The following is a 15,752-nucleotide window of genomic DNA, read 5'->3' as shown; positions in this document are numbered from 1 at the left end:
GGTGCAAGGAAGCTGTGATGGTCACGCAAGCAGCTACTCCGGATTGATCGTCCTCAGGGCGTCGTCGAAACACTCGCATAGGGCCAGCACAGCCACGAGGTGCGCTTCCTCGGCATGGGGAGGATCAGTGTCGATGCATATTGCCTCGTTGACCGCGTGGGCCAAGTCCTTGGACTCTTTACCGGTGAGGGCCCACACGCGAGCGCCCTTGGATTTCGCGGCCGTGGCGGCCTCCCGCAGATCGTCGGTGATGCCTTTTGCGGCAAGCAACACCACAATGTCACCACGACGCACTTTGTCCGATACCTGGCTGCTGATGCTCCGGCCCGCCCCGTCTCCCTTGGGATCGGCGCCCTTGATGGAGATGGCTTTAAACCCGGATCCATTCGTGGGATCGTGGGCGTTCAGCTCGGACGTGAATCTTTGCGCTTCGTGCGAGGATCCGTCGCTGCCCGCGGCATAGACGCTGCCTCCGCGCAGCCTGACACGGGCCAGTTCTTCGCCCCATTCGGCCAGCCGTGAAGACTCGCGGCGGAGGGCCGCAACGGCTGGGCCGATCTCGCCTAAGTGTCCTAGAACCACGTCGACTGCATGCCGGTTCGGCTTCTTTTCGGTCGACCGCAGTGCCTGGCCTGTTCGCCTCACCACGATACTCACTTCCCTACCTCCGATCCTCCCCTGGAACTACAGGTTCCTGTCGCCCTCACGCGTTGAGCCGTCACGCCCGCTGCGGTCCCGGGTAAGGCGCTCACCCTCGGCGATATCGGACCTGTTGTGATCTGCTTCATGTGAGCGATCTACTTCACGTGAGCCATCTACTTCACGTGAGCCATCTGCGTCCGCCGGACGGCCCCTCTCGCCATCCCTGTTCCTGTCCGCAGCATTCGACCTGTCCGGGTTCGAATTCGGGTCCAATTTGTCGGCACGGCGAAGGTGCTCTTCAACCCGCTCGTGAGCTTCGCCTGCCTTGTGCGCGTGATTCTCCGCATCTTTGCGGAGTCGGTTGGCCTCGACTTCCGCCTGCAGCGCGGCGGCCTCGGCTTGCGCTGACTCGGCCTTCGCTTGGTGTGCACCAATAGCTTCTTCAGCTGCCTTCTCGCGCAACTCCTCCGCGCGACGACGGTTGACCTCTGCTTTTTTGCGGCGCCCAATGACAACCGCAACGATCACAGCGGCGATGACGACGACGGCCAGCACGATGATAAGTACCAGTTGTCCTGTATCCATGTGCATTACCTCCCTGGTGAGCGGCTTTTGTGGGCGCCGCTCGAGGCCCGCGCTGTGCTTGGTACCTGACCTGTACCCCGATCAGGCTTCCTCGAAACGATTCCGGGCTCTCAGGCGGGCAGCTCCATCCGGAAGCCGCACCGGCATTGGATGACCCGGGTCTGCAGATACACCTCCAGCAGGCTGTCATCCACGTCGTCGGTTGTCATGGGGGCATACACGCTGCGAGCAGAGGATGTCGCAAAAGTCATGGGCTCGCCGCAGTGAAAATATGCCCCACCGAACTGGAGCAAGCCGGACACGGTTCCGTTCCTGTTAAGGACGGCGGCAACGTCCCGGAACGCGGCGTTGTGAGCATAAGATGCCTCGCAGCCCAAGCAGTTGTAGGCAACCCAGACCATCAATTCGCCCGCATGCGGTTCGATGGATTCGATGGTCTTCAAGCTCAGGCGATAACTCGTCCGGCATTTGGTGCAGCTCAGCGCCTTCGCAGGTAGATGCGGTACTCCCCCGGCAACCAGCGGGTTCTTCATGGTGGACAACGCGATCACTCCTCGGTCAGCTCTGCCCGAAAACTCTCTCCCTCCACCATCTTAACACTAACAATCAGGGTACTTACTAGTTTCAGCTTCCGGTGGCCTCCGGATGCTCCCTGGCGCGCTCCTCTTCCGGGGTCTCAGCGCTTTCGTCCGGAATGAAGGTGGGGTCCAATTCGGTGGTGAAGTCACCCGTGCCCGCGGCATCGTTGTCTGGCTCCACGGCGGCAGGCATCTCGGGTTCCGAGGCTTCGGAAGGCCTCTGTTCAGCTTCGCTCGGTTCTTCGCTCATAGCTTCAATCTAGGCCTGCCCCCTGGCGGTGTCGAGGCCGGCAGCCTTGTGCACCTGCACCATCTCTGCTTCGCTGGGAGGGTCTCCAGCAGCGAGGGACCCACCCAGCCGAAACGCAGGGAGAACCGATCGTGAAAGCAGTGACATGGCAAGGCCGGCGCTCAGTCAGCGTCGAAGACGTACCCGATCCCTCCATTCAGGAACCCACGGACGCGATCGTCCGGATCACGTCCACGGCCATCTGCGGCTCAGACCTTCACCTTTACGAAGTGCTGGGCCCTTATATGCACCAGGGCGATATCATCGGGCACGAGCCCATGGGAATCGTGGAAGAAGTAGGCTCCGCAGTCCACCGGCTAAAGAAGGGCGACCGTGTGGTGGTGCCGTTCAACATCTCCTGCGGTCATTGCTACATGTGCAACCAAGGCCTTCAATCCCAATGCGAAACCACCCAAGTGACAGCGAAAGGATCAGGGGCGGCACTTTTCGGCTACTCCGAACTTTACGGCTCCGTCCCCGGCGGGCAGGCGCAGTATTTGCGCGTTCCCTTCGCTGACTACGGTCCCGTCAAAATCGACTCGGACGCACCGGACGAGCGTTACTTATTCCTCTCCGACATCCTGCCCACAGCATGGCAGGCAGTGGAGTACGCGAAGGTGCCGGATGGCGGCACACTTGCCGTGCTCGGGCTGGGTCCCGTGGGCCAATTCGCTGCAAGAATAGGCATCCACAAGGGCTTCCGGGTGATTGGCGTGGATCCAGTCCCGGAACGCCGCGCGATGGCGGAGACACACGGCGTAGAAACCATGGACTACAGTTCCGGCGTCGCCTCCCAAATCCGCGAGCAGACTCTCGGCCGCGGCCCCGATTCCGTGGTGGACGCCGTGGGCATGGAAGCTCACGGATCCCCCGTGGCATCCTTCCTTCACAGGGCCGTCTCATTGTTGCCGGACAAGCCCGCTCAAGTAGCCATGGAAACCATGAGCGTTGACCGACTCGCCGCACTGCACACAGCCGTGGACCTGGTGCGACGCGGCGGGACGGTTTCCTTGAGTGGTGTCTACGGCGGCCAAGCCGATCCCATGCCGCTCATGACCATGTTCGACAAGCAAATCCAGCTTCGTATGGGCCAGTGCAATGTTCGCAGCTGGATCGACGATCTACTCCCCCTGGTAGAGGACGACGCCGATCCGCTGGGGATCATGCATCTGGTCACCCACACGGGGGGACTGGATGAGGCCCCGGCCCTCTACGAGAAGTTCCAGAAGAAGCAGGATGGCTGCATCAAAGTGGTACTAAAGCCCTGAGAAAGGCCGGCCCCTCAACCCGCAGCCTAGGCCAGGTGCTTTCCGCCGGTCACACCGATGACTGAGCCGGAAATGTAGCTGGATTCCTCCGTTGCCAGCAGAACGTAGGTGGCGGCGAGTTCGGCAGGCTGCCCCGCCCTGCCCAGCGGGGTGTCCTGGCCGAACTTTTCGATCTTTTCCGCCGGCTGGGTGGGTGGTTGAAGGGGCGTCCACACAGGACCCGGAGCCACAGCGTTGACGCGGATCCCCTTTGGCCCGAGCGCCTCTGCCAGAGAGAAGGTCATGCTGTTGATCGCCGCCTTGGTGGCTGCGTAGTCAATCAGCGACGGACTTGGGTGGTAGCCCTGAATGGACGATGTGTTGATGATTGCGGCCCCAGGCTTCATGTGCGGCAAGGCGGCCTTGGTGAGCCAAAAGAGCGCATAGACGTTGGTCTTGAAGGTCCGATCAAACTGTTCGCTGTTGAGGTCCTCGATTCCCTCACTCGTGGTCATCTGGAAGCCCGCGTTGTTCACCAGGACGTTGAGCCCATCGAATTCGGCCACAGCCTGGGCAATGACTTCCTGGCAAAATTCCTCGTCCTGCAAGTCGCCGGGCAAGGCCAAGGCCCTGCTGCCCGCATCCTCGATGAGCTGGACGGTTTGCTCAGCGTCCTGTTCTTCCTCAGGCAGGTACGTGAACGCGACATCCGCGCCTTCGCGGGCGTAGGCAATCGCCACCGCCCTGCCGATCCCGCTGTCACCACCGGTGATCAACGTCCGCATGCCCATCATGCGGTGATGCCCTACGTAGCTTTGCTCGCCATGGTCCGGCCGCGGATTCATGGCCTCGGTCCACCCGGGATAGTCCTGGGTCTGCGGCTCGAATTCTTCGGAAGGATACTTGGTCCTTGGATCCGTCTCCCCGGAGTCGTCCGGGGTGCTGATGACGTGGTTCACCAATGCCATGGCGATATCCTCGTCGAGGTCGGTCTTCTCCGTTTTTTCGTTGGGGGTCTCCTCAGCCATGCTCTCAGTGTAAGCATGCTTACGATCCTTCGGACGTGTTCAGGAAGTACCCAGAATTGCTCGCTAGCCTAGCAATCGTCAGTGTTGGATTACATCGAAGGAGGGCCCATGGGACTCGGAGACAAGATCAGCAACAAGGCACAGGAAGTCACCGGCAAGGCAAAGGAAGCCCTGGGTGACGCCACCAACAACGAGAAACTGCAGGCCGAAGGTGTCGCTGACCAAGCGGCTGCCAAGACCAAGCAGGCTGGCGAGAACGTGAAGGACACCGCAAAGGACGCCTTCGACAAGTAAGCCCGCAGCAAGAGACACACACGGAACGAGCACAACGCCCCGGCTTTCCCCAAAGGAAGCCGGGGCGTTCCGCGTCCACCCAAGTAAGTCGCAGATAAGGTCGTTCTCAGCTCTCAGAACGACCTGATCTGCTACCTAGTTGGGTTTGGTGGGCTACTTTTGGGCTGGCAGCACCAGCTCTCCCGACTTGTCCGTGGATAGGGCGAGGGATGAGATGTACTGGGGTTGGCCGTCGGGCCCGTCCTGGGCTGAGCGGAGCATGTCCGGGCGTTCGAACTCAAGCCCGGTGACGTGGCAAAGCAGCTTCGCGTCGCTCGGGTTGCCGTCGGCGTCGAACATGGGGAGATCGATTCCGTCGTCGGTCCTGCGAAGGTAGTAGCGGCCCTTGGTCAGCAAAGCCAGCACCGGCGGCAGCACCAGGGCCAGTCCAACCGCGAAGACGGGCGAGAACGGTTGGACAGCGGCGCCGAATGCCCCGAAGAACACTGCAATGGATACCCCTGCGGAGACGAGCATGGATACGAACCCCACAGGATTCACTGCATAGAGCATCCCGCGGCGGAACTCCGGGACCTTGGGCGAGATCTTCAGAAGGTACTTGTTGATAGTGATGTCCGAGGCCACGGTGACCACCCAGGCCATGGCGCAGTTGGCGTAGAAGCCCAGGATGGTGTTGAGGAACTCGAACATGTTCGCTTCCATGAGCACCAACGCGATAGCCAAGTTGACCAGCACGAACACCATGCGGCCCGGGTAGGTCTTGGTGATGCGCGTGAAGGAGTTGGTCCAGGCCAGTGAGCCGGAGTAGGCGTTGGTGACGTTGATCTTGATCTGCGAAATGACTACCAGCACCACGGCCAGGGTCATGGCGAGCCAGGCCGGCATCATCTCTTCGTAGACGCCCAGGAATTGGTGGACAGGCTCATTCGCGGAGGCGGCTGCCGCGGGGTCGAGCTTGGCGATGAGGTAGATCGCGATAAACAAGCCAATGATCTGCTTGATGGCACCGAAGATCACCCAGCCCGGTCCGGCAAGGATCACCGCGCGCCACCAAGCGCCCTTGTTTTCGGCCGTCTTGGGCGGCATGAAGCGAAGGTAATCGATTTGCTCAGCGATCTGCGCCATCAGGGACAGGCAGACACCCGCGGCCAGCATCACCGAAGCCAGGTTGGGGCCGCCCTCGCCGGAAGCACCGGTGAAAGCGAAGAAGGCGTCAATGCTTTCGGGATGGGACAGGAGCAGGTAGCCCACCGGAACCACCATGAGCAGCAGCCACAAAGGCGTAGTCCACACCTGCAAGGTAGCCAAGGTCTTCATACCGTAAATCACGAGCGGAATGATGATGATGGTGGAGACCGCATAACCGATCCACTGCGGGATACCCAGACCCAGCTGCAGCCCCTGGGCCATGATGGAGCCTTCGAGGGCAAAGAAGATGAACGTGAAGGTGGCGAAAATGATGTTGGTGACCACCGAGCCGTAATAGCCAAAGCCTGAGCCGCGGGTGATCAAGTCCAGATCGATGTTGTACCGCGCGGCATAGTAGGCCAGCGGGAAACCCGTAGCGAAGATGATGACCGCGGCCACGATGATGCCGAAGATCGCGTTCACGGTTCCGTAGGCAATGCCGATATTCGCGCCGATCGAGAAGTCGGCCAAGTACGCGATGCCACCCAGTGCACTCGTCGCCACTACCCCGGCACTCCACTTCCGGTAGGAACGCGGGGCGAACCGGAGTGTGTAGTCCTCCAAGCTCTCTTTCGCGGCACTCATTGCGTCGGCGTTGCCTTGCGGTGGTGCGCCCGGAACGCCGATTCCGACGGCGGTTCCTGCCGCCGTCGTCGGCTCCAAAGTAGCGGTACTCGTCTTGTCGTCGCTCATTCGTGGTCGCTTTCGTCGGGGACTTTGCCTCGACCCCGACGCTAGTCACGCAGCGCGTCAATTCAGTCACGTCCATGTTTCACAGCTGTAACTTCTGCATCAGCCGCCCCGCGCACCCACCACCAAAATCAAGCACCAGGGTTTGTACGCACTCCACAAAATCGCCATCAACCAGCGCGGATACCGTCAAGGACATGACCACCCAAGCAACAGAAGAAGCCCATGAAACCGGCACCTACGCCATCCTGGACACCGCCCGCGAGCAGGTCCTCGAACGCGGCGAAGGCCTGAACGAGTCTCAACTCAAAGAAATCCTCGAGCTCCCCGACGATGCCATCCCCGCCGCCCTGCAACTCGCCCATGAGGTTCGCCTCAAGCACTGTGGCGAGGATGTGGAAGTGGAAGGCATCATCTCCATCAAAACCGGCGGCTGTCCCGAGGACTGCCATTTCTGCAGCCAATCTGGATTGTTCGACTCCCCCGTTCGCGGTGTGTGGCTGGATATCCCGGAGTTGGTCAAGGCCGCGAAGGAAACCGCCGCAACGGGTGCCACCGAGTTCTGCATCGTCGCCGCCGTCAGGGGCCCGGACATCAAGCTCATGAACCAGATCAAATTCGCGATCGACCGCATCAAGGAGGAAGTGGACATCAACATCGCTTGCTCCTTGGGCATGCTCACGCAACGCCAAGTGGACCAGTTGGCCGAGTGGGGCGTTCACCGCTACAACCACAACCTTGAAACCGCCCGCAGCTTCTTCCCGGAAGTCGTGACGACGCACAGCTACGAGGAACGCCTGGAAACCTGCGCCATGGTAAAAGCCGCTGGAATGGAACTGTGCTGCGGCGCACTGATCGGCATGGGCGAATCAGTGGCCCAGCGGGCTGAACTCGCAGCCCAACTCGCCGCCCTTGAACCCCACGAAGTCCCCCTTAACTTCCTCAACCCCCGCCCCGGCACACCGTTGGAGAACCAAGGCATCATGGACGGCAAAGACGCCCTCCGCGCCATCGCCGCGTTCCGGCTCGCCATGCCGCGCACGGTACTGCGTTATGCCGGCGGGCGTGAACTGACCCTCGGCGACCTCGGCACCCGCGAGGGCATGCTCGGCGGCATCAACGCCGTCATTGTGGGCAACTACCTCACCACTCTGGGCCGGCCGGCAAACGCAGACCTCAACCTCTTGGTGGAGCTCAACATGCCCATCAAGGAATTCCAGAAGTCGCTGTGACCATCGCAGTCTCACAGCAGTTCTGCGGGCACTGCGGCGGTGACGGCGACGACGGCGGTGATGAATCGACGTCGGACGCCCACCGCAGCTGCCAGCAGCGTTTGGCGATGGAACCTCCACGTTTTTGCCCGCAGTGTCGCCGTCGAATGAAAGTGCAGGTCACGCCACTGGGGTGGACCGCGGACTGTTCCCGGCACGGAAGGTTGGCGTCATGAGCTCGCTGATCGAGCGGGACCGGGCTACGTTGTGGCACCCGTACGCGCCGGCCTCGGCCACACTGCCGCTATGGGAAGTGGAAGCGGCCGACGGCGTAGCGCTGCGGCTGCGCGACGAGCAAGGGCACACGCATGAGGTGCTGGATGCGATGTCGTCGTGGTGGTCGATGATCCACGGCTACCGGAACCCTGTCATGGACGCCGCCATCTCGCGACAACTGAGCAGGTTTAGCCACGTGATGTTCGGCGGACTAACACATCAACCTGCCGTGGAACTCGCGGAAAGCCTGCTGGCCATGGCACCGGGCGAACCGGGCCGCCGCCTGGAGCGGGTGTTCCTGGCAGATTCCGGTTCCATCTCCGTGGAGGTCGCCCTCAAAATGGCTGTGCAATTCCAAACAGCGAGCGGCCGGCCCAAATGGCAGCGCTTCCTGACCATCCGCGGCGGCTACCACGGGGACACGTTCGCAGCCATGGGCGTGTGCGATCCTGTGGACGGCATGCATTCGTCCTTCCCTGGGCTGCTGGCGCGCAACGTGTTTGCGCCGCGCCCGCCTGCGGCTGCAACAGCCAACGCAACTGCCAGTGCAGCTGCCATCGCAGAATGGCGGGAAGAAGTGGAAGAGCTGGCCAAGCAGCATTCCAACGAGCTCGCAGCAATCATTGTGGAGCCGACGCTGCAAGGTGCCGGCGGAATGTTCGTTTATCCGCCCGAGTGCATGCGGATCCTGCGTGACATCGCGGACCACCACGGTTTGTTGTTGATCCTGGACGAGATCGCCACGGGCTTCGGGCGAACCGGTGAACTCTTTGCCGGGCAGCACGCCGACGTCGTCCCGGACATTCTATGCGTTGGCAAGGCGCTCACCGGCGGCTACCTCACCCTCGCTGCCACGCTATGTACGGGCGAAGTTGCCCGCACGGTATCCGCAGGCGAGGCGGGGGCACTCCTCCACGGGCCCACCTTCATGGCCAACCCTTTGGCGTGCGCCGCAGCCAACGCAAGCTTGGGCATCCTTGCAACGGGGGCCTGGCGAGAGGACGTAGCACGCGTTGGTGCCGGTCTCGCGGCGGGGCTGGCTCCTGCATTGAAGCTCGACGCCGTTACTGATGTCCGCACCCTCGGCGCCGTGGGAGTCATTGAGTTAAGGGACGCCGTGGACATCGCGGCGGTGACACGTGCCGCGGTGGAACGTGGCGTGTGGGTACGCCCCTTCAGAAACCTCGTCTACGCAATGCCGCCGTACATCAGTTCAGCCACCGAAGTAGGCGTGATGGCCTCTGCGATGGTGGCTGCCGTGGAAGAAACATCGGAACAAAGGGTGGCCGCGTGAGTATCACAATGACCCGGTGGCTGGAGGAACAGGCCCGGGTCCGCGAGCGCCGGGGCTTGGTGAGAAGCCCGTCGGTGCGCCGCGCGAACCATCGGATGATAGATCTCGCCAGCAATGATTATCTCGGCTTGGCCACGGATAACAGGCTCGCCGAAGCCGCAAGGGAGGCCATCGGGAAGTGGGGCACGGGTGCCACGTCATCGAGGTTGGTGGCGGGCACCACCGAACTGCACATGGAGTTGGAGCACGAACTCGCTGGTCTGACGGGAATGGACGCAGCGTTGGTCTTTTCTTCCGGTTACCTCGCTAACCTTGGAGTCACCACGGCCTTGGGTGGTCCGGGTACCTTGATTGTGGCCGACGAGCAATGCCATGCCTCGTTGATCGACGGCTTCAGGTTGAGCCGCTCCGAGGTGCGGAATTTCAGGCACAACAGTGTGCAGGATGCGGCGGACAAGCTGACCGCCCGCACCCAGCCACGGGCGCTCATCGCAGTGGAGTCCATCTATAGCGTGGGCGGGGATGCCGCACCACTAACCGAACTCCTGGAGCTGGCGGAAGAACACGACGCCATGCTGCTGGTTGACGAAGCCCACAGCCTGGGCGTCTCGGGCTCGGGGTCACAAGCCGGGCACGGCGCCATCGCAGGAACCAGGTTGGCCGGACATCCCAACGTCATCGTCACCGCTACTCTTTCCAAGGCACTCGGCAGCCAAGGCGGCGCTGTCCTTGGTTCACTGTTACTCAGGGAGCACCTGGTCAACCGGGCCAGAAGCTTCGTCTTCGACACCGCGTTGACTCCCCCTGCTGCAGCTGCCGCGCTCGCGGGCATTGGCGTCATCAGGGCCGAGCCGTGGCGTGCCGTGGCTGTCCACCACAATGCAGCCGCGTTGACCAGCCAGCTGCAACCCAGCCGACTGCAAGCTGTGCAGGGAAGGCCCGGCATCGCCGTCGACCATCCCATCGGAGCAGTCCAGTCCATGCCCATGGCGTCCGCCGACGCTGCCATCGCAGCATGCAAAGCAGCACATGAGGCGGGCGTCCTGGTGGGATGCTTCCGTCCACCGTCCGTTCCGGATGGGGTGTCGCGCCTTCGTCTCACTGCGCGCGCCACCCTCACACCGACGGACATCGAGCAAGCCTGCGCAACGTTGCGCAGCATCCTGGAGAGAACACCATGAAACTGCCTCCTGTCATCCTGGTCACGGGTACGGACACCAGCGTCGGAAAGACCATCACGTCGGCTGCCATCGCGGCCGCACTCCATGCACGCGGCCGGACGGTTGCCGTTTACAAGCCGTGCCAGAGCGGAAATGCGTTGGGTGATTCTGACTGCGCCGAGGTGGCTCGGCTAGCCGATCCGATCACGTCGGAAGCCGGCGTCGTTCTCGAAGAACCCATGGCACCCGTCCCTGCCGCGGCACTGGACGAGGTCACGTTGCCGTCGCTCGCCACTCATGCCGGCAGGATTCGTGAGCTGACCGCCCGCCACAACCACGTGTTGGTGGAAGGCGCCGGAGGGTTGCTGGTGGAGTTGGACCACGACGGCGGGACGCTGGCTGATCTCGGGACGAACCTTGGAGACATGGCTGGATTTGCCGTGGTGGTACGGCCGGCGCTGGGCACGTTGAACCATACGGCGCTGACGCTGGAGGCGTTGGACGCCCGCGCCCTGCCGGTGGTGGGGGTGGTCCTCGGGAGCTGGCCGGCAAGGCCAGGTGCGGTGGAGCTCAGCAACCGGGCGACTCTGAGGAATTGGCCTGTTCCGTTTCTGGGTGCGGTTCCTGCCGGTGCCTCCGGACTGGATCCTGCCGATTTCCGCTCTCATGCAGGAGATTGGCTTGAAGGGTTGCCGGCATGAGCGCGGCGGCGTCTGCCGAAGCGGGGCTTTCCGGTACCGGCGGCTGTCCTTACCGGGTGTTGCGGAACCCCGACACTGTGAGGGAAGTGCTGCACCGGCCCCAGGACTTCAGTCCGGCAAATGCCCTGCTCGCGGTAACTCCGTTGAGCGGACAGGCCCTGCGAATACTGCAGAAGGCCAGATTCGCATTGCCGCCGGTCCTGGCGAGCAACGACACCGGGACCCATACCGGGATTCGAAAAGTGGTGGCGGGATTCTTCACGCCGGCGAAAGTGGCGGCCATGGAGCCACGTATTCGGGGCCTTGCCCGGGAATCGGCAGCCCGTGCCGCGCAGCGCCTGGCCTCGGAGGGCAGCGTCGACTTGGTGCAGGCCGTCGCCGCAGATCCCCCGGCGGTCATCATGTTGGAAATGTTGGGGCTGCCCGTCAGGGACCTGCCGGCGTTGAAGGCCTGGAGCCTTGACTCCCTGGAGCTGTTCTGGGGTTGGCCGGATGCTGACCGGCAACTCGAATTGGCACACAGCGCCGCCGACTTCTACCGCTGGTTGAGGGAACTGGTTTTGGAGTTCGTGGCGTCGCCGGACCCCAACCTCTTCAACGCGCTGGCCCGCCACGGGCTAAGCACACCAGAGATCTGTTCCCTGGGCTACTTCCTCCTGATCGCCGGGCAAGAGACCACTACTCAACTGATCAGCACTACGCTGTTCCGGTTGGCCGAGGGCTCCCGTGGAATCTCGTGGAGCGAGGCAGCAAGCGGCCCGAAGGCGCGTGACCTGGTTCGGCACGTCCTGGCAACCGAGTCATCCGTTCCCACATGGCGGCGGGTGGCAGAGCAGGACACCTATTTGGACGGACGAGCCATCGCGGCCGGTGAAGAGATCCTGCTGGAATTGACCGGCAACCACGGATTCCCCTGGTCCGAAAATGTAGACACCGATGCGGCAGACGCTGACCATTCCGGGACCGGCCGCCCGGGACCGACACCCTACGGCTTGGCGTTTGGCTCCGGAATTCACCGCTGCCTCGGCGCCAAACTCGCAGAGCTGGAGGCCGTCGTCGTCGTTCATGAAACAGCAGCGGCTCTTACGGGGGTCCGGCTGCAGGACTCAAACCCGGACTGGATCCGGTTGCTGTCCTTCCAAGCGCCCCGAACAGTGGTGGTAGAGCCTGGGTAGGCTTGATACATGGGCGGGAGCCGGGACCTTTTGACGCGGGAGCAGCGCAGCCGCAACATGTCCAAAATCCGTGGGAAGAACACGAAACCTGAGTTGCTGGTCCGCAAACTCCTGCATGCGAAAGGCTACCGGTACCGGCTGCACGGCCAAGCGGGAACGGCGAAACTACCGGGCCGTCCGGACCTTGTGTTCGCGGGCAGGCGCAAGGTCATTTTCGTCAATGGCTGTTTCTGGCATTTCCACGATTGCAAAGCAGGACAGCACGCTCCGGCGGCGAACGCGGAATTCTGGGAAGCAAAGAGAACACGAACCCGTGAAAGGGACGCGCTGCAACGGGAACAGTTGAAGGCTGCCGGCTGGGAGGTGCTCACTGTGTGGGAATGCCAGCTGAAGGACAGGTCCATGCTCGAGGACCGGCTTACGGATTTTCTGGAATCCTCGGTGGGCTAACGCGCAGTTGTGGTGGGCACGGTGGTGCTGGTCGGCGCGGACTCCACTGATCGATCCGTGACAGAGGCTTGGGAGCTCTGCTGCCACAGTGCGAAGGCGGCCGACCCGCCGATGGCCAGCAGGACGGTCATGCAAACCACGATGAGGAGCATGAGGCCTGGTGACGGACGAGCGCCACTTTCCATGTTGTTTCCCCTTCCCCTGATTCAGCCTGGAACGCCCAGATCTGCCTTTCCCTACTTTGTGGGGACGAGATCAAGAGTGGCTCTGAGTCCGCTCAAGATTGGATCAATCTTTGGCTATATGGCGCTGTGGAAGTTCCACGGGTCCTACTGTTGAATCGTGAATCTATTGTTTGGAGGCGGGAGGGGTTTGGTGTCTGAGTATGACGAGTGCACCGAGGCCCTGGTGGATCGCACCGTCCTCACCGAACTCCAAGCTGAGCTTGGCGGCGACCCAGCCATCATCAGTACCTTCGTGCGCAACTACGTAGAGCTTCTGCCATGGCGGGTGGATCGGCTTCATCATGCCTTGGAAAAGCTCGACATCGAAGACGCCATGGATGCGGTCCTTAGCCTGAAGACCTCCAGCCATATGGTGGGTGCCATCTGCATGAATCGATTGGCCACGGAATTGGAAATCAGCATCAGGCTCCTGCCCAACGCAGCCCACTTGGACGAGATTCGCCCGCAGGTCAACGAAATCGAGCACTTCGTCTCGGCGACGATCCGTGAGTTGGAAACCACGATTCCGTAAACATCTTCACCTTATTGAAGAGAAACCATTGACTCGCTAAAGATCTTCACTATAGTTGTGTGAGTTAGCTCACCAACGAAGGATGCGGCAATGACTACCGAGACTCCTGCTCCCCCGGCCACCAGCGAACTGCTGGCGACCGTGGGAAACAAGGTGCGCACCATGCGCAAGGCAAAGGGAATGACCCTCGCTCAACTCTCGGACGTCACCGGCCTCAGCCAAGCGATCGTCAGCCAAATCGAACGCGGCATGGCCAACCCTTCCTTCACCACGTTGGCCCAGCTGGCCCACGGCCTGGACATCCCCGTAGGGAGGTTCTTCATCGGGCAGGACGAATCAAAGTCCCCCGTGGTCCGCAGATCCGATCGGCGCAACCTCAAGAACGTCACCCGCGAGTCCGTAGGGGAAGCAGTGCACGAGCTGCTCACCCCGAACCGCGATGGAAGCATCGAAGCCCAATGGATCAGCACGCCCCCAGGGCATGACACCAGCGATACCCCATTTACCCACAGTGGTGAAGAGTTCTGCTACATCATCTCCGGCCGTAAGGACGTCTATTTGGACGGCGTCTGCTACAGCCTTGAAGAGGGCGACTCCATCACCTACTCCTCAGAGATCCCCCACTGGTACAAGAACAGCTACGAAGAGGTATGCGTAGCCATCTGGGTCAACGCACCACACGCGTGGTAACCCTGCCGCCCCCATACGGCGCCAGCGTTTTCCCTTAACTGTCCGGACACGAAACCGTGGCCGCTGACAATCCTTGCCACTTTCGCATCAAACGCCTCCTCCAACAGGCGTTCCTGCGTCATACCCTCCCACGCCCTCCGGGGCGTCAGCGTAAGGACACTTCCATGCTCCACACCACAACGACGGACAACGTAGTCCCGTCACCAGATACCAGCCACCCATTCCCCCACAAGAACAACAAATTCACCCCCGAAGTCCGTAAAGGCTTGCTCGGACTGGGCCTGGGCAACGCCCTGGAATGGTACGACTGGATGGTCTTCGGCCTCCTCTCCGCTTTCATCGGCCCTAACTTCTTCCCCAACACCGATCCGCTCTCCGCGACGCTAAACGCCTTGGCCGTGTTCGCCGTCGGATTCGCCTTCCGTCCCTTGGGCGGCATCCTCCTCGGAACACTGGCAGACCGGATCGGTCGACGCCGCGTGATGCTGCTATCCATCATGTTGATGGCTGGCACAACCCTGATCATCGCCGTCACGCCGAGCTATGAAACGATCGGTCCCGCAGCAGGCATCATCCTGGTGGTGTGCCGCATCCTGCAAGGTATCTCCACCGGCATCGAAGCCCCGCTGTCCACCTCGCACGCAGTGGAACTCGCTCCCGAAGGCCGCGAGGGCTACGTGGCAGGCATCATGTCCTTCTACGTGAACATCGGCATCCTTCTCGCCTCGCTCATCAGCTTCCTGTGCAGCCTGGTCCTTGGCGGTGCAGCAATGGCCGAATGGGGCTGGCGCGTACCCTTCATCATCGGCGCACTGTTCGGTTTCGTGGTGCTCTACCTTCGTCGGTCCTTGCCTGAAACCCTCAAGGCCGAGGAAATGGCCACCAATACTCCCCGGGCAGTGTGGTCCGGGGTCCGTAAGCACTGGCTCTCGGTCCTGGCCATCATCTTCGTGGTGGGTGCAGCACAGGCCTATAACTACGCTTGGAACGTGGGCCTCCCCAGCGCAGCACGCAGCGGGTTCAAAGAGGATCCCACCGCGGTCTTCGCCCTCACCACCGTCTTGGGCGTCATCCTGGTAATAGGCAGCTGGATCATCGGCAAGCTGGCCGACGGCAAGGCCATGTCCAAGTGGTTCCTGGTCACCCGCATCCTCGCCATCCCGTCCGTGTTCCTCATGCTGATGTACGTCCAGCCGGGCATCGGTGGCTTCGCAGCCGTCCTCCTGGGTGGCTCGATCGTCCTGGTACTGAACATGACCCTCTACAACGTGGTCAGCTCGTCCCTGATGCCCAAGAACATCCGAGGCACAGGTGTAGCCCTGGGTTACGGCATCGGCGTGGCGCTCTTCGGCGGTACAGCCTCCTATCTCCTGGTCTGGTTCCAATCACTGAACCTCACCTGGGTATTCCCGGTCTACGTGGCCATCCTCTCCATCCTCAGCATCGTTTTCTACCTCGCGGCCCGCCGTTCCAACGGCATCTTCGTCGGAAAGTAAGG

The 15,752-nt window shown here is 61.9% G+C and carries 19 protein-coding genes; 11 read left to right on the top strand and 8 right to left on the bottom strand.

Annotated features, from left to right (window positions below):
* Positions 1-33: 33 nt before the first annotated feature.
* The 4 genes from RIF72_RS04990 to RIF72_RS04975 all read right to left on the bottom strand — a co-directional run bounded on the left by RIF72_RS04990 (position 34) and on the right by RIF72_RS04975 (position 2,055).
* Entirely contained in the window at positions 34-657 is a 624-nt protein-coding gene (locus RIF72_RS04990) for an SIS domain-containing protein (RefSeq protein WP_309073743.1), read from the bottom strand.
* Positions 658-684: 27 nt separating this feature from the next.
* Complete coding sequence (locus RIF72_RS04985; RefSeq protein WP_309073742.1) at positions 685-1,227, bottom strand: hypothetical protein; 543 nt, start codon at positions 1,225-1,227, stop codon at positions 685-687.
* Positions 1,228-1,337: 110 nt separating this feature from the next.
* Positions 1,338-1,760, bottom strand: coding sequence for a hypothetical protein (locus tag RIF72_RS04980; protein ID WP_309073804.1), 423 nt, complete (start codon positions 1,758-1,760; stop codon positions 1,338-1,340).
* A gap of 91 nt (positions 1,761-1,851) precedes the next feature.
* Positions 1,852-2,055, bottom strand: a complete 204-nt coding sequence (locus RIF72_RS04975; RefSeq protein WP_309073741.1) for a hypothetical protein — start codon at positions 2,053-2,055, stop codon at positions 1,852-1,854.
* Positions 2,056-2,186: 131 nt separating this feature from the next.
* On the opposite strand from RIF72_RS04975, the gene RIF72_RS04970 reads away from it, so the two are divergent.
* Positions 2,187-3,362 (top strand): zinc-dependent alcohol dehydrogenase, encoded by a 1,176-nt coding sequence (locus RIF72_RS04970; RefSeq protein ID WP_309073740.1) that lies wholly within the window; start codon positions 2,187-2,189, stop codon positions 3,360-3,362.
* A 26-nt stretch (positions 3,363-3,388) separates the two neighbouring features.
* Here RIF72_RS04970 and RIF72_RS04965 read toward each other — a convergent pair whose 3' ends face one another.
* Positions 3,389-4,369, bottom strand: coding sequence for an SDR family oxidoreductase (locus RIF72_RS04965; RefSeq protein WP_309073739.1), 981 nt, complete (start codon positions 4,367-4,369; stop codon positions 3,389-3,391).
* 108 nt (positions 4,370-4,477) lie between these two features.
* Here RIF72_RS04965 and RIF72_RS04960 point away from each other — a divergent pair, with 108 nt between their 5' ends.
* Positions 4,478-4,663: a CsbD family protein gene (locus RIF72_RS04960; RefSeq protein WP_026005342.1), complete on the top strand. Its 186-nt coding sequence runs from the start codon at positions 4,478-4,480 to the stop codon at positions 4,661-4,663.
* A gap of 153 nt (positions 4,664-4,816) precedes the next feature.
* Here RIF72_RS04960 and RIF72_RS04955 read toward each other — a convergent pair whose 3' ends face one another.
* Positions 4,817-6,544: a hypothetical protein gene (locus RIF72_RS04955; RefSeq protein WP_309073738.1), complete on the bottom strand. Its 1,728-nt coding sequence runs from the start codon at positions 6,542-6,544 to the stop codon at positions 4,817-4,819.
* 194 nt (positions 6,545-6,738) lie between these two features.
* Between RIF72_RS04955 and bioB the strand changes: the two genes are divergently transcribed.
* On the top strand, positions 6,739-7,773 hold the full coding sequence (bioB, locus tag RIF72_RS04950) for a biotin synthase BioB (RefSeq protein ID WP_309073737.1): 1,035 nt from the start codon (positions 6,739-6,741) through the stop codon (positions 7,771-7,773).
* An 11-nt stretch (positions 7,774-7,784) separates the two neighbouring features.
* On the opposite strand, the gene RIF72_RS04945 is transcribed toward bioB, so the two are convergent.
* Positions 7,785-7,970, bottom strand: a complete 186-nt coding sequence (locus tag RIF72_RS04945) for a hypothetical protein (protein WP_309073736.1) — start codon at positions 7,968-7,970, stop codon at positions 7,785-7,787.
* Between the two features lie 14 nt (positions 7,971-7,984).
* On the opposite strand from RIF72_RS04945, the gene bioA reads away from it, so the two are divergent.
* The 5 genes from bioA to RIF72_RS04920 are packed head-to-tail and all read left to right on the top strand — an operon-like array spanning position 7,985 to position 12,808.
* Complete coding sequence (bioA, locus tag RIF72_RS04940) at positions 7,985-9,322, top strand: adenosylmethionine--8-amino-7-oxononanoate transaminase (protein WP_309073735.1); 1,338 nt, start codon at positions 7,985-7,987, stop codon at positions 9,320-9,322.
* Positions 9,323-9,330: 8 nt separating this feature from the next.
* On the top strand, positions 9,331-10,503 hold the full coding sequence (locus tag RIF72_RS04935; protein WP_375164199.1) for an 8-amino-7-oxononanoate synthase: 1,173 nt from the start codon (positions 9,331-9,333) through the stop codon (positions 10,501-10,503).
* The gene (gene bioD / locus RIF72_RS04930; RefSeq protein ID WP_309073733.1) at positions 10,500-11,183 is read left to right on the top strand and encodes a dethiobiotin synthase; all 684 of its coding nucleotides are present in this window, start codon (positions 10,500-10,502) and stop codon (positions 11,181-11,183) included. The genes RIF72_RS04935 and bioD overlap by 4 nt, the downstream gene beginning before the upstream one ends.
* Positions 11,180-12,358: a cytochrome P450 gene (locus tag RIF72_RS04925; protein WP_309073732.1), complete on the top strand. Its 1,179-nt coding sequence runs from the start codon at positions 11,180-11,182 to the stop codon at positions 12,356-12,358. The genes bioD and RIF72_RS04925 overlap by 4 nt, the downstream gene beginning before the upstream one ends.
* Positions 12,359-12,367: 9 nt before the next feature.
* The gene (locus RIF72_RS04920) at positions 12,368-12,808 is read left to right on the top strand and encodes a very short patch repair endonuclease (RefSeq protein WP_309073731.1); all 441 of its coding nucleotides are present in this window, start codon (positions 12,368-12,370) and stop codon (positions 12,806-12,808) included.
* Here the strand turns inward: RIF72_RS04920 and RIF72_RS04915 are convergent.
* Complete coding sequence (locus RIF72_RS04915; RefSeq protein ID WP_309073730.1) at positions 12,805-12,993, bottom strand: hypothetical protein; 189 nt, start codon at positions 12,991-12,993, stop codon at positions 12,805-12,807. The genes RIF72_RS04920 and RIF72_RS04915 overlap by 4 nt on opposite strands.
* A 190-nt stretch (positions 12,994-13,183) precedes the next feature.
* Between RIF72_RS04915 and RIF72_RS04910 the strand changes: the two genes are divergently transcribed.
* The 3 genes from RIF72_RS04910 (at position 13,184) to RIF72_RS04900 (ending at position 15,750) form a co-directional block, all read left to right on the top strand.
* Positions 13,184-13,564, top strand: a complete 381-nt coding sequence (locus tag RIF72_RS04910) for an Hpt domain-containing protein (RefSeq protein ID WP_309073729.1) — start codon at positions 13,184-13,186, stop codon at positions 13,562-13,564.
* Positions 13,565-13,654: 90 nt separating this feature from the next.
* Positions 13,655-14,254: an XRE family transcriptional regulator gene (locus RIF72_RS04905; RefSeq protein ID WP_309073728.1), complete on the top strand. Its 600-nt coding sequence runs from the start codon at positions 13,655-13,657 to the stop codon at positions 14,252-14,254.
* Positions 14,255-14,418: 164 nt separating this feature from the next.
* Positions 14,419-15,750 (top strand): MFS transporter, encoded by a 1,332-nt coding sequence (locus RIF72_RS04900; RefSeq protein ID WP_309073727.1) that lies wholly within the window; start codon positions 14,419-14,421, stop codon positions 15,748-15,750.
* The last annotated feature ends 2 nt before the right edge of the window (positions 15,751-15,752 follow it).

This window comes from Paenarthrobacter sp., from assembly GCF_031180005.1.
In the GTDB taxonomy this organism is placed as follows: domain Bacteria; phylum Actinomycetota; class Actinomycetes; order Actinomycetales; family Micrococcaceae; genus Arthrobacter.
The sequence above is the reverse complement of the archived record's forward strand: the minus strand, read 5'-3'. Positions and strand labels throughout refer to the sequence as shown.

Excerpts from the sequence above, each read along its gene's own strand:
- RIF72_RS04985 (WP_309073742.1), bottom strand. The coding sequence starts at position 1,227 with ATGGATACAGGACAACTGGTACTTATCATCGTGCTGGCCGTCGTCGTC.
- RIF72_RS04980 (WP_309073804.1), bottom strand. The coding sequence starts at position 1,760 with ATGAAGAACCCGCTGGTTGCCGGGGGAGTACCGCATCTACCTGCGAAG.
- RIF72_RS04975 (WP_309073741.1), bottom strand. The coding sequence starts at position 2,055 with ATGAGCGAAGAACCGAGCGAAGCTGAACAGAGGCCTTCCGAAGCCTCG.
- RIF72_RS04965 (WP_309073739.1), bottom strand. The coding sequence starts at position 4,369 with ATGGCTGAGGAGACCCCCAACGAAAAAACGGAGAAGACCGACCTCGAC.
- RIF72_RS04960 (WP_026005342.1), top strand. The coding sequence starts at position 4,478 with ATGGGACTCGGAGACAAGATCAGCAACAAGGCACAGGAAGTCACCGGC.
- RIF72_RS04955 (WP_309073738.1), bottom strand. The coding sequence starts at position 6,544 with ATGAGCGACGACAAGACGAGTACCGCTACTTTGGAGCCGACGACGGCG.
- bioB (WP_309073737.1), top strand. The coding sequence starts at position 6,739 with ATGACCACCCAAGCAACAGAAGAAGCCCATGAAACCGGCACCTACGCC.
- bioA (WP_309073735.1), top strand. The coding sequence starts at position 7,985 with ATGAGCTCGCTGATCGAGCGGGACCGGGCTACGTTGTGGCACCCGTAC.
- RIF72_RS04935 (WP_375164199.1), top strand. The coding sequence starts at position 9,331 with ATGACCCGGTGGCTGGAGGAACAGGCCCGGGTCCGCGAGCGCCGGGGC.
- bioD (WP_309073733.1), top strand. The coding sequence starts at position 10,500 with ATGAAACTGCCTCCTGTCATCCTGGTCACGGGTACGGACACCAGCGTC.
- RIF72_RS04925 (WP_309073732.1), top strand. The coding sequence starts at position 11,180 with ATGAGCGCGGCGGCGTCTGCCGAAGCGGGGCTTTCCGGTACCGGCGGC.
- RIF72_RS04920 (WP_309073731.1), top strand. The coding sequence starts at position 12,368 with ATGGGCGGGAGCCGGGACCTTTTGACGCGGGAGCAGCGCAGCCGCAAC.
- RIF72_RS04915 (WP_309073730.1), bottom strand. The coding sequence starts at position 12,993 with ATGGAAAGTGGCGCTCGTCCGTCACCAGGCCTCATGCTCCTCATCGTG.
- RIF72_RS04905 (WP_309073728.1), top strand. The coding sequence starts at position 13,655 with ATGACTACCGAGACTCCTGCTCCCCCGGCCACCAGCGAACTGCTGGCG.
- RIF72_RS04900 (WP_309073727.1), top strand. The coding sequence starts at position 14,419 with ATGCTCCACACCACAACGACGGACAACGTAGTCCCGTCACCAGATACC.